Annotated in this window: 12 protein-coding genes; 4 read left to right on the top strand and 8 right to left on the bottom strand. The window is 39.4% G+C overall.

Annotated features, from left to right (window positions below):
* Nucleotides 1-129: 129 nt before the first annotated feature.
* Nucleotides 130-300, bottom strand: a complete 171-nt coding sequence (locus CWC11_RS17390) for a hypothetical protein (protein WP_249330762.1) — start codon at nt 298-300, stop codon at nt 130-132.
* 129 nt (nt 301-429) lie between these two features.
* Nucleotides 430-2,451, bottom strand: coding sequence for a methionine--tRNA ligase (gene metG / locus CWC11_RS17385; protein WP_104642495.1), 2,022 nt, complete (start codon nt 2,449-2,451; stop codon nt 430-432).
* 187 nt (nt 2,452-2,638) lie between these two features.
* Between metG and apbC the strand changes: the two genes are divergently transcribed.
* Together apbC and dcd are read left to right on the top strand one after the other, a co-directional pair.
* Entirely contained in the window at nt 2,639-3,715 is a 1,077-nt protein-coding gene (gene apbC / locus CWC11_RS17380) for an iron-sulfur cluster carrier protein ApbC (protein ID WP_138683692.1), read from the top strand.
* Nucleotides 3,716-3,720: 5 nt separating this feature from the next.
* Nucleotides 3,721-4,305 carry a dCTP deaminase gene (gene dcd / locus CWC11_RS17375; RefSeq protein WP_089347429.1) on the top strand — a complete coding sequence of 195 codons (585 nt, stop codon included), beginning with the start codon at nt 3,721-3,723 and terminating at the stop codon, nt 4,303-4,305.
* Between the two features lie 16 nt (nt 4,306-4,321).
* On the opposite strand, the gene CWC11_RS17370 is transcribed toward dcd, so the two are convergent.
* The gene (locus CWC11_RS17370) at nt 4,322-5,107 is read right to left on the bottom strand and encodes a CLCA_X family protein (protein ID WP_138683691.1); all 786 of its coding nucleotides are present in this window, start codon (nt 5,105-5,107) and stop codon (nt 4,322-4,324) included.
* A 20-nt stretch (nt 5,108-5,127) separates the two neighbouring features.
* On the bottom strand, nt 5,128-5,724 hold the full coding sequence (locus CWC11_RS17365; protein WP_138683690.1) for a tRNA-uridine aminocarboxypropyltransferase: 597 nt from the start codon (nt 5,722-5,724) through the stop codon (nt 5,128-5,130).
* Between the two features lie 136 nt (nt 5,725-5,860).
* Between CWC11_RS17365 and CWC11_RS17360 the strand changes: the two genes are divergently transcribed.
* Complete coding sequence (locus CWC11_RS17360; RefSeq protein ID WP_138683689.1) at nt 5,861-6,205, top strand: Hpt domain-containing protein; 345 nt, start codon at nt 5,861-5,863, stop codon at nt 6,203-6,205.
* Nucleotides 6,206-6,621: 416 nt separating this feature from the next.
* A complete protein-coding gene (locus CWC11_RS17355; RefSeq protein ID WP_138683688.1) occupies nt 6,622-7,839 on the top strand; it encodes a pyridoxal phosphate-dependent aminotransferase in 1,218 nt (405 codons plus the stop codon).
* A 74-nt stretch (nt 7,840-7,913) separates the two neighbouring features.
* Here the strand turns inward: CWC11_RS17355 and CWC11_RS17350 are convergent, their stop codons facing one another.
* Genes CWC11_RS17350 through CWC11_RS17335 form a run of 4 tightly spaced genes read right to left on the bottom strand, consistent with a single transcriptional unit; the run spans nt 7,914 to nt 10,864 of the window.
* Complete coding sequence (locus CWC11_RS17350) at nt 7,914-8,381, bottom strand: outer membrane lipoprotein (RefSeq protein ID WP_138683687.1); 468 nt, start codon at nt 8,379-8,381, stop codon at nt 7,914-7,916.
* 55 nt (nt 8,382-8,436) lie between these two features.
* Entirely contained in the window at nt 8,437-9,054 is a 618-nt protein-coding gene (gene lpoB / locus CWC11_RS17345) for a penicillin-binding protein activator LpoB (protein ID WP_058549015.1), read from the bottom strand.
* Nucleotides 9,055-9,065: 11 nt separating this feature from the next.
* A complete protein-coding gene (locus tag CWC11_RS17340; RefSeq protein ID WP_138683686.1) occupies nt 9,066-9,491 on the bottom strand; it encodes a YcfL family putative periplasmic lipoprotein in 426 nt (141 codons plus the stop codon).
* A gap of 8 nt (nt 9,492-9,499) precedes the next feature.
* Nucleotides 9,500-10,864, bottom strand: coding sequence for a COG3014 family protein (locus CWC11_RS17335; RefSeq protein ID WP_138683685.1), 1,365 nt, complete (start codon nt 10,862-10,864; stop codon nt 9,500-9,502).
* Nucleotides 10,865-11,192 lie beyond the last annotated feature (328 nt).

The following is an 11,192-nucleotide window of genomic DNA, read 5'->3' as shown; positions in this document are numbered from 1 at the left end:
AGTAAAAACCGAGCAACAAAGAGTAAATTGCCCCTAGGCAGAACCCTTCGGGCAGCGCCTGTTTGGCATTTATGCTGCGTTATCGCCTATTTATGGGGAATAACCACACTACATAGGCTCTGCCTTGCCTTAACACCAAACAGTCTGTTGCAAATTTAACCTCGAAAGATAAACAGGCCCTAAACAATCAATTAATGTTGCTACATCGCTTTGCTGCTTTAAGCGCAGTATGGCGACTAACTTGTGTTGCTTAATTTGACTACTTACTTTTGTTCTGTTGGCATCTAAAATTTGGGTCATATTTACAATTCACTTTATTTAATGCAAAGGCGTTTGTATAAACGCCTAGGCTCAATATACGACTAAACATTACTTTTGCCCATAAAAAAACCGCTGATACATCAGCGGTTTTTTAATGTATGAGTAATATTACATTACGCGCATACCAGGCTCTGAGCCGTCATCTGGATTAAGAATGTAGATTTCTTTACCGCCAGGGCCTGCGGCTAATACCATGCCCTCAGACATACCAAAACGCATTTTACGTGGCTTAAGGTTTGCAACCATTACTGTAAGCTTACCTTCGATATCCTCTGGTGCGTAAGCTGATTTAATGCCCGCAAACACTTGGCGAGTTTCGCCACCTAAATCAAGTGTTAGCTTAAGTAGTTTGTCGGCGCCTTCAACGTGTTCTGCTTTTGCAATTTTAGCTACGCGTAAATCTACTTTTGCAAAGTCATCAAACTCAATTTCATCGCTAATTGGCTCTTTTGCAAGTGGGCTATTTGGGTCAATCGTTACTTTTGACTCTAGGCTTTCTTTTGATTCTTCAACCATTTTATTTACTTTATCCATTTCTACGCGTTGCATTAACGGCTTAAACTTATTAATAGGGTGGCTTACTAGTGCATTTTGAACACCATCCCACGCTAATTCATCATTTAAAAACGCTTCAACGTTTTCAGCCATTTCTGGTAATACAGGTTTTAAGTAAGTAATTAATACGCGGAACAAGTTAAGGCCAAGTGAGCACACTTCGTGCGCTTCTTGCTGTTTTGTCTCGTCTTTAATTAACACCCAAGGAGCAGCGCCATCAATAAACTGGTTTGCCTTATCGGCAAGCGCCATAATCTCACGAATTGCACGGCTGTATTCGCGGTTCTCGTAATGGGCAGTAATACTTGGTGCAGCTGCTTGAAACTCTTCAAGTAGTTCTGGCTGCATAATAGTGCTACTTAGCTTGCCATCAAACTTTTTAGTAATAAAGCCTGCACAACGGCTCGCTATGTTTACCACTTTACCTACTAGGTCTGAATTTACACGTTGTGCAAAGTCTTCTAGATTTAAATCAAGGTCAATAATACCGCTGTTTAATTTAGCCGCGTAGTAATAACGAAGATACTCTGGGTTTAGGTTGTCTAAATAAGTACGCGCTTTAATAAACGTACCCTTAGATTTAGACATTTTTTCGCCATTTACGGTTACAAAACCGTGTGCAAATACGTTTGTAGGCTTTCTAAAATTAGCGCCTTCTAGCATTGCTGGCCAAAATAAACTGTGGAAGTAAATAATGTCTTTACCAATAAAGTGATAAAGCTCTGCGTCTGAGCCTTCAGCCCAAAACGCATCAAAGTCGATGCCTTTTGTGTCACACAGGTTTTTAAAGCTGGCCATGTAGCCAATTGGCGCATCTAGCCAAACGTAGAAATATTTGCCTGGTGCATTTGGAATTTCAAAACCAAAGTAAGGCGCATCACGGCTAATATCCCACTGTTGTAGGCCATCGGTGAACCATTCGTCTAGCTTGTTAGCCATTTCTTGTTGGATAGTACCTGAGTGTAACCACTCTTTTAACATGCCTTCAAATGCTGGTAGGTCAAAAAAGTAATGCTCTGAATCTTTTAAAATAGGCTCAGCACCAGACATAACAGAGCGTGGGTTAATTAGCTCTGTTGGGCTGTAAGTTGCGCCACACGAATCACAGCTGTCGCCATTTTGGTTTTCAGACTTACATGTTGGGCAAGTACCGGTTACAAAGCGATCGGGTAAAAATATGCCTTTTTCAGGGTCGAACAATTGCGAAATAGTATGCTTTTTAATATGACCGGCATCGTTTAGGCGGTTATAAATAAGTTCGCTAAATTCTTTGTTTTCTTGGCTGTGAGTGCTGTGGTAGTTATCAAACTTAATGTTGAAGTCGGCAAAGTCGCGTTGGCGTTCAATGCTTACATTTTTAACCATTTCTTCAGGCGTGATCCCTTGCTTTTGCGCATTTAGCATAATTGGCGTGCCGTGAGCATCGTCGGCACAAACATAATATGCTTCGTGGCCTTGTAGCTTTTGAAAACGTGACCAAATATCAGTTTGAATGTATTCCAATAAATGGCCTAAGTGAGTAGGGCCATTAGCATAAGGTAATGCGCTGGTAATCAGGATCTTTCGCTGCGTCATAATCATTCCGAATTGAGGATAACTCATCATTTTAATAGTGAAAATGGAGATTATCAGTAATTTATCTACAAGCTAGAGGGCAAGAGTGCGCACAGCTTATGGATTTTTGTTAATTGACTGGTGTTAATGCCCTGAATGTTACATAATTCCGTGGCACTTTTCATCAAAGAAACGCTATTTAATTGCTATGTTTGGACTGTCGAAACTATTCTCTTCTAAATCGGTGCAAAAACAACCGATTATTACTGCCTTAGCGGCGTATCGTAGTGCGGCTTTTGCCGTAGGAATTGATGAGAGCTTCATTAATTCTATTTCTCAAAACGACGATAAATCAATACTCATTAAATTGACACTGCCATTTGCAGCGCAATCAGAAATGCCACATGTTCAGCAGCATGTAAGTGAAAGCTTAAGCGTGCCTGTGGTCATTGAATCTGTGGTTAACATTAAAGAGCCTGCCAAATTTAAAGCCATTAAACACATTGTACTTATTGCCTCGGGTAAAGGTGGTGTGGGTAAATCTACCACCGCGGTAAATTTAGCGGGTGCGCTTAAAAATGAAGGCGCAAAAGTAGGGATTTTAGACGCTGATATTTATGGGCCGTCTATTCCTATGCTTTTAGGACTCGTGGGCGCAGAGCCACAAACCAAAGATAACAAACGCCTTCAGCCATTTGATGCCAACGGTATTAAAGCCCAATCAATTGGTTTTTTAGTGCCAAGTGATGACGCAACTGTATGGCGCGGGCCAATGGCATCGGGTGCGCTAAATCAATTATTAAACGAAACCGATTGGGGCGAGCTTGATTATTTAATTGTTGATATGCCGCCAGGTACCGGTGATATACAATTGACCATGAGCCAAAAAGTACCCGCAAGTGGCACAATTATTGTTACTACCCCACAAGATTTAGCTCTGGCCGATGCGCAAAAAGGCATCTCTATGTTTAATAAAGTAAACGTACCTGTGCTTGGTTTAATTGAAAACATGAGCCATTACATTTGTACTCACTGTGGTGAAGCAAACCATGTATTTGGTAAAGATGGCGCACAAAAATTGGCACACAAGCATGGCGTGCCAGTACTTAGCCATATTCCACTTGCGATAGATATTCGAGAATACTCTGAGCAGGGCAAACTTATTGCAAGCGATAACAGCGCCGCAGTAAGTAAAACATACAGCGCAGCAGCGAGGCTAATGGCCAGCACGCTTTACTATCAACAGCATCACAATGCGATTGAAATTGTGATTACAGAAGATTAATAAAAATGAGACTTTCAGACACACATATTAAAGAATACTTAAACGATGGCCGTATTGTTATTGAGCCTGCGCCAACGAGCGAAATGATTTCTGGTGTAACTGCAGACCTACGCTTGGGGAATAAGTTTAGAACCTTTAATGCACATAATGCAGCATTCGTGGATTTAAGCGGCCCTAAAGATCAATTAAATAAAGCCATGGAATCAATAATGAGTGAAGAGATTGAGCTTGCCGATGGCGAGGCTTTCTTTTTGCACCCAGGCGAGCTTGCGCTGGCTATTACTCATGAAAAAGTAACATTACCTGCCGATATTGTAGGCTGGTTAGACGGGCGTTCATCACTTGCCCGCTTAGGTTTAATGGTGCATGTAACCGCGCACAGAATCGACCCAGGTTGGAGCGGCAATATTGTTTTAGAATTTTATAACTCAGGTAAGCTACCACTAGCACTGCGCCCAATGATGAAAATTGGTGCAATGAGTTTTGAAATGCTTTCAGGCCCGTGCGAAAACCCATACAACATTCGTAAAGACGCAAAATATAAAGATCAAAGCAGTGCGGTAGCAAGCCGTATTAGTGACGATAAATAACCAGTTAATATAGACATTACTCGTCTATTTTATGAAGCGCATAACCCAGTAATTCAAAATAACGGTTAAGCGCTTTATTTGCTTTATTAACATGCTGATCACTTGGGTATATTAAATTACTGCTTTTTAAGCCACTAACCAAAAAGCTATTTTGAATAGTGCTGTGAGCATCTATACAGGCTTCAAAGCAGCGCGCAGCTAATTCCTCAGGCATACTCATGTAATTCATGTTATGCGCTTGGTCGTGTTTTATGCACGTTTGTACAAATTTATTTGCATCTTCCCCATCAAAATCTAAAAACACGTTTTTGTAAAAATCGTTAAGCGCATTATTAAGAGGGTGCGATAAATTAGGCGTATTTGAAAGCCATAATTTTGATGCAAAACCAAAGCGAGGTTTAGCTGCAAATAAGTGCTCGCTTATATGATGATCAAATGCATGAAACCATTCGTGGGCTAGTGCGCCGCCACCGGCATTTTTAGCAAGAGCTAGGGTTTGGTCGGCGGCATTGTAGTGCGCTTGTACACCTTTTTGACCGCCGTGACCAAATGCAAAATTAAGTTTACCGCGAAGGCCTATCGCTTTAGGCGGTAAATGGAGTATTTGTGCAAGGTCCGCTAGGGCATCGTAAATTAAATTAGCACTTATAAAGCGCTCTTCTTTAGTAACCCATTTACCCACAACCATAGATCTAAAACCAAAGGTGGTTCTTATATCGCTAAAGTCGACTTGGTCGTCAAAGCGATAGTCGGGGCCTTGGCGAGTAAAGCCTCGCTTTAATCTATTGGAGTAATTACGCATTAACGTTTATGTCGCCGTATTTAATCTAAGTAACGTGCTTTTACGTGATCGGGCATATGTTGGGTTTGTTTTTTTATTAATTCATCTAATAAATTATAAAGTGGCGCGGGGTTTAACTGCTCTATTAAAAACAAACTATGAGCAACGGCTTCAAGTGTTGAAAGGCTATCGGCTCTAGGGGCTTTTCGAATAGCGTAGCGGTTTTTAGGTAATTGCTTAAAGCTGATTGTTTTAAACTGATTTAATAACGTAGTGAGTTGTAATATTTTGTAGGCTTTTTTCCATGTGCCATCTATCACGATTAAATGAGTGATTTTGTTTAACTCAGCGCTTTGAGCTTTATCATCTAAATTTATAGCCTGCTCATTAGGGTAAAGTAAAACTGTTGATTCTAAAGGTAGGCTTTTTAGAATCGCAAAGTCGTTATTATTTTCACCTTTGACTATTTGGCAACCACTTAAGCTTAAATTAAGTAATTTAGCGGTATTTTTTGCTATTTTTTCTTCACTTGGGTGTTGTAGAATAATAACGTTTACGTGGTTATTTACATCTTTAACTGCACTACAAATACAAGTAGAAAGTGAAAAATTACAATTATTACAAAGTGTGCGTGCCATTTAATAAACTTTTTTGCCAGTATGATCCTCATAATTATACATTTATAAGGTAATTAAGTTGGTTTTTTTTACGCATCAATATAGAGTAATAGTATTGACATAGATTTAACACGGATTGTTTTTAAGGGCTTAAAATATGACACAAATTAGTATTGATGAATCTGCATTAGAAAGTATGGAATCGTTATTAGGTGAGCAATTTCCGGATACGCTTGATTTTTGCTGTGCAGAATTTGAACGTTTAGGTACAGACGTTATGGCTACTATTGGCCAAGATAAAGAAGCGGCTATTCGCCACTCTCACAGTTTAAAGTCTAACGCTGCGCAGTTTGGCGCATCAAGCCTTGCTGAAGTTGCTCGTATTATAGAGCAAAGCTTAACTGTTGACGATTTAGCGCAAGCAACCGATGCCTCAAATAATCTGATGGAGCAAGTTAAAGGCTCTCAAGTTAAATTAAATGAGTGGTTAGCGTCTCGTTAAAATATGCAGCTTAAACGTGAATTTATTTCAGTATTAAGCACCTAAATTGACTAGCATTTTACGCCTTTACTAGGTTAGTCTAAATACTCACTAGGGCGTGCTGATCTTCTTGGATTGAATTTGCAACGAGTGTCTGGTTTTTAGGTTAGGCAGAGCCTATGCGGTGTGGTTTTTCTACATAAATAGACGATAACAACACATAAAATCCAAACATGCATTGCCCAGAGGGGTCTTCCTAGGGGCTATTTTCTCTTTGTTACTCACTTTTACTTATTCTTACATGAACGTAAGTCAGTAGGGTAACGCAGGAGCAGTTAACGAGCCCACTAGGTTACACACACCTCACGTCGCGATTAAATCGCTCCTAGGTTGAACAAATTTAATCTATAAAGCCAATACGCCCTAAAGAGGTAATAATGTCTGAAATTAAAAAGAGTCACAAATTAGAAGGTGTATGTTATGACATTCGTGGGCCGGTTTTAGCGCAAGCTAAAAAAATGGAAGACGAAGGTCAAAAAGTATTAAAACTGAATATAGGTAATCCGGCCGCCTTTGGCTTTGATATGCCAGAAGATATGCACCGCGATATTATCCGCAACTTATATTCAGCCCAAGGTTACTGTGACTCTAAAGGCCTCTATTCAGCCCGTGTGGCTATTTATCAGCACTACCAACAACGAGGTTTACATAACTTAGATGTAGATAACATTTACATTGGTAATGGCGTAAGCGAGCTTATTCAAATGATCACTCAAGCGCTATTGAATAATGGCGACGAAGTGCTTATTCCTGCACCTGACTATCCTCTTTGGACTGCATCGGTTACGTTATCTGGTGGTAACCCAGTGCATTACTTGTGTGATGAAGAGCAAGATTGGTTTCCGGATATTGCTGATATAAAAAGTAAAATTACATCTAAAACTAAAGCCTTAGTACTAATTAACCCTAATAATCCGACGGGTGCAGTGTATAGCGACGATTTACTTATGCAGTTAATAGACATTGCGCGTGAGCACAAGCTGTTACTGTTAAGTGATGAGATTTATGAGAAAATTTTATACGATGGTATAACGCATACGTCTATTGGATCACTTTGCGATGATGTACCAATTATTACTTTTAATGGCTTAGCTAAAACGTATCGTGCAGCGGGTCTTAGAATGGGCTGGATGGTTTTAAGCGGACGCACTTCGGTTATGGATGATTTACGAAAAGGCTTAGAAATACTTTCATCTATGCGTTTATGTGCCAATGTACCTGCGCAATACGCAATTCAGCAAGCGCTCGGTGGTGTGCAATCAATTGATAGCCTAATAGACCCAGGCGGGCGCTTATACGAGCAAAGAGATATAGCTTGGCGCGGTTTAAATGCAATTGAAGGAATTAGCTGTAAAAAACCTAAAGGCGCCTTGTATGCATTTGCTAAGGTAGATACAGAGCATTTTAACGTTAAAGACGATGAAAAAATGATGTACGATTTGCTAAAAGCCGAAAAAATATTACTCGTTCACGGTAGGGCATTTAATTGGCCTGAACCTGATCACTTTAGGCTAGTGTTTTTACCAAGCAAAGATGACTTGTCGGATGCAATGCTTAAAATGAAGCGCTTTTTTAAAGATTATCGACAAGTATAATTACTTAAATGCATAAAAAAACGAGCCAAATTTGGCTCGTTTTTACTTTAGTCATGAATAACTTGATATATTGGCTAATACGCTTTATCTACACGAACGGTGTTATCACTTAAATAGACTAATCGTACATTGTCGCCTCTGCTAAAACGCATTGACTGGTCTTGATCTTGAACTACCATAAACTGGTCGCCATTTTCGACTTGTATTAACAGTTCAACAAAATTATTTTGCTGATAATGGCTTTGTTGTTGCTTATTGTGTGCAACACTTCCGCCAATAACTGAGCCTAAAATAGTTGCCACTGTGCGCCCACTTCCGCCACCAAACTGATTACCTATTACGCCACCTAGTAAAGCGCCGCCGAAGGTTTTCCAACCGTTGTTTTTATCTTGTATGAGTTCTTGTTCGGTAATATTACGCACCGATTTTACATCACCAAATAAAACCTGTTGAACAGGTACTGCTTTATTTCGCTCATATTGGGCAAAAGTTGGCGCGCTCATAGTAATTAGAGCACACATTACTAATGTTATAGCTTTCATAATAATCTCCTATTGGTAGCAAGTACGGGCTTATTAGCCCGTAAAGGCTTAGTAACTACCAACCAAATGTCGATTTTTCTTTAGTTTTACGAATTTCAGTTTCGTCAGCCCATTCTACAAGGCCGCTTTCCATATCCATTAAGCGCATTGTAAATTTGTAATATACGTCTGATTTGTCTGCATTTGATTTAACTATGCTCGATAAGTTTCCGTATAACATGTATTGCGCACCAATTTGCTTACCAAAGGCAACGGCTGTTGCTGGGTTAACAAGGGCGTCTTCGTTTTGAAAATTAAGTTGTTCACGCACTGACTCAACACGTGTCATATCTACAAAACGAAACTTACCACTGCGAAGCATTTGAGTAGAGATTGAATCGGTGATTGATTCTGTATCAATGTGCTCGCTGGTTTTGTTTTTAATACGCTCTACAAATACAACAGGGCGCTTGTTAGCGGTCATTGTGCCAACAACCGGCGAGCTTAATAATGAGTCGGTCATTTGGCTGGCAACTTTTTGTAAATCGGTAGAGCCAAAGTTAATATCGGTTGTTTCTACAGCTTGTGCATCGCCATAACTTACAACTGCTTTATTTGCACAGCCGCTTAATACTAACGCGCTTAAACCTACTAAAGCATAGGTAGATACTGTTTTAAATTTTGTATTGATCATTGTTGTTTCCTCTAATCTTTAAATTCTTGTGATTCGGTAGACACTTCTCTAACAGCTAAAGAAAACGTAACCGCATCAGAGCTTGGTGCTAAGCCCGGTAATTGAGTTTTTGCAAAACCAAATAGGGTAAGTGCTTGCCAAGGCGAGTGATTGCCTTTAATTATAAAACCGTCTTTATCAAACCAATTAAATTGGTACTGTAAATATTGTGACTTTTTATATTGGCTAGAAAGTGTGACTACCACGTCGGTTAACTGGTTAGTTTGACGCGTTTTTACATCAGTAATCGCCAGCTTATTACCTAAATCTGGGTTATCAACGCGCAACTGCTCATTAAAGTTGTTTTTGCCTTGTTCAACTGATATTCCTGATGTAACAGGTTGGGTTGCACATGCACTTAGCATTAAGACTGCAAGTAGTGGCACTATGTATTTCATGATGACTCCTAGAGTTGAACTACATGGTAGTTGAAGTAGTTATTAATAGAGGTTAGGTAAATTAACGTTAACCTTTGCTTACTAACGGTAAAATTTATAGGCGGGTGATTGCCTATATTTACTAAGTGCTCGCCTGCGCTGACGCTACTGCGAGCTACACTTATTTGATTAGGAAGCGTAAGCCAGCTGCGCGTGTCGGCTTGCTCAGACGCTAAATTATAAATATTGGCCAGTATATTTCCTACGTCACCAGCGCTGCGGGCAAGCTCTGCTCTGACTTTTTCTTTAGCGACTAGGCGCAGTACTTGGCGCGCTACTTTTGCAGGTATTTGTTCTTCTAATGTTTTTGCTGCAAGTGCTTCTATATGTACTAATGGGCTTAGCTCTAAACTTTGTGAGTCTATGTTGATATTATTTACACCACGCACGTAGGCGTTATCTTTATATACTGGCATTGCAAGGCTATAAAAACGTGCATCGCCACCAGATGTATATATTGGTAGGCGTAATTTAAATTCATCTTGTTTAGGCACTAAGCCTTGTTCAAATAGCACAACTACCTCGCCTTGATTTGCAGATATGCTTGATGCCTCGCTATAGCGCTTTTTAAATTCAGCTAAGTCTTGATCAAACCCTTGTTTTTTAGCAAGGCGCATTACATCACGCTGTAAATAAATGTTATTTGGTTGTATAGCTAGTGCTTTTTTGTAATCTATATAAGCATCGTCATATTGTTTAGCGCTTTGGTAAAGCAAAGCCGATAAGTAAAACGTATACGCATTTTGAAAGCCATTTTTAACGTCTCGTGTAACGTTACTCATACTTGGGTAGTGTTGCTGTGCTTCTTTTACTGTTGAGTCTATGTCTGTTTGGTTATCTGCTAAAGCATCTACTTGAACTTTGTTAGCGCGACGCACTTCTACAAGTGCGCCTTCAATATCATTTTTATAAACATAATTTAATGCTTTAAAACTATGTAACATGCTCATTTCGTAAGCGGGCGGTAAATATGTAATGGCTGAGTCGTTAGTAAATAATGCATTACTTTGCTCAAGCCCTGCACTTAACTGAACTTTTGCAGCTACTCGCTTATTTTGCATTTGCGTATACACATTTTCAAACTTGGTTTGAGCATCTGATGGTGCGTTTGCTAAATCGTTTAAACGAGCTTGTTCTAATTGGTTAAGTAAGTAGCTGCTGTGCATAGCGCTATTTTTAGCAATGAGCGACTGTGCTTCTTCGAGATTATTATTTTCGATCGCATGTCTTACAGGTGTCATTTGAGTGGCGTAGTCGTTAAATAGGTCGTTAAAACCCATTGTGCTACAACCACTTAAAATACAACAAAAGCTTAAAATTATACTGCGGCGCACTGAGCACTCCTCTAAATTTACTTTCACACATTAACATGTTTTTTTTAGTTATATGTACGAAACATTGTAAGAAATCGTAGAGTAACGTTGGTGAACAATACGTGAATTTTTATATTCAATATATTGCTTCAAGAAAATCATAAATCAATTTTTGAGTAGATAGTTGTTCTTGATGAGTCGCGCAATTACTATAAAACAGATTTTATTAAAATATAACGTTATACCTAGGGCATGTTGATCTTTGATGGTTGAATTTGCAGCAGTGTGTTTGGTTTTTAGGCAAGGCAGAGCCTATAAAGTGTGATTACTCCCCATAAATAGGCGATAA

Origin of the sequence: Pseudoalteromonas sp. S3178, from assembly GCF_005886985.1 — a bacterium.
Classification (GTDB): domain Bacteria; phylum Pseudomonadota; class Gammaproteobacteria; order Enterobacterales; family Alteromonadaceae; genus Pseudoalteromonas; species Pseudoalteromonas carrageenovora.
This window is presented reverse-complemented; position numbering and strand designations above follow the sequence as displayed.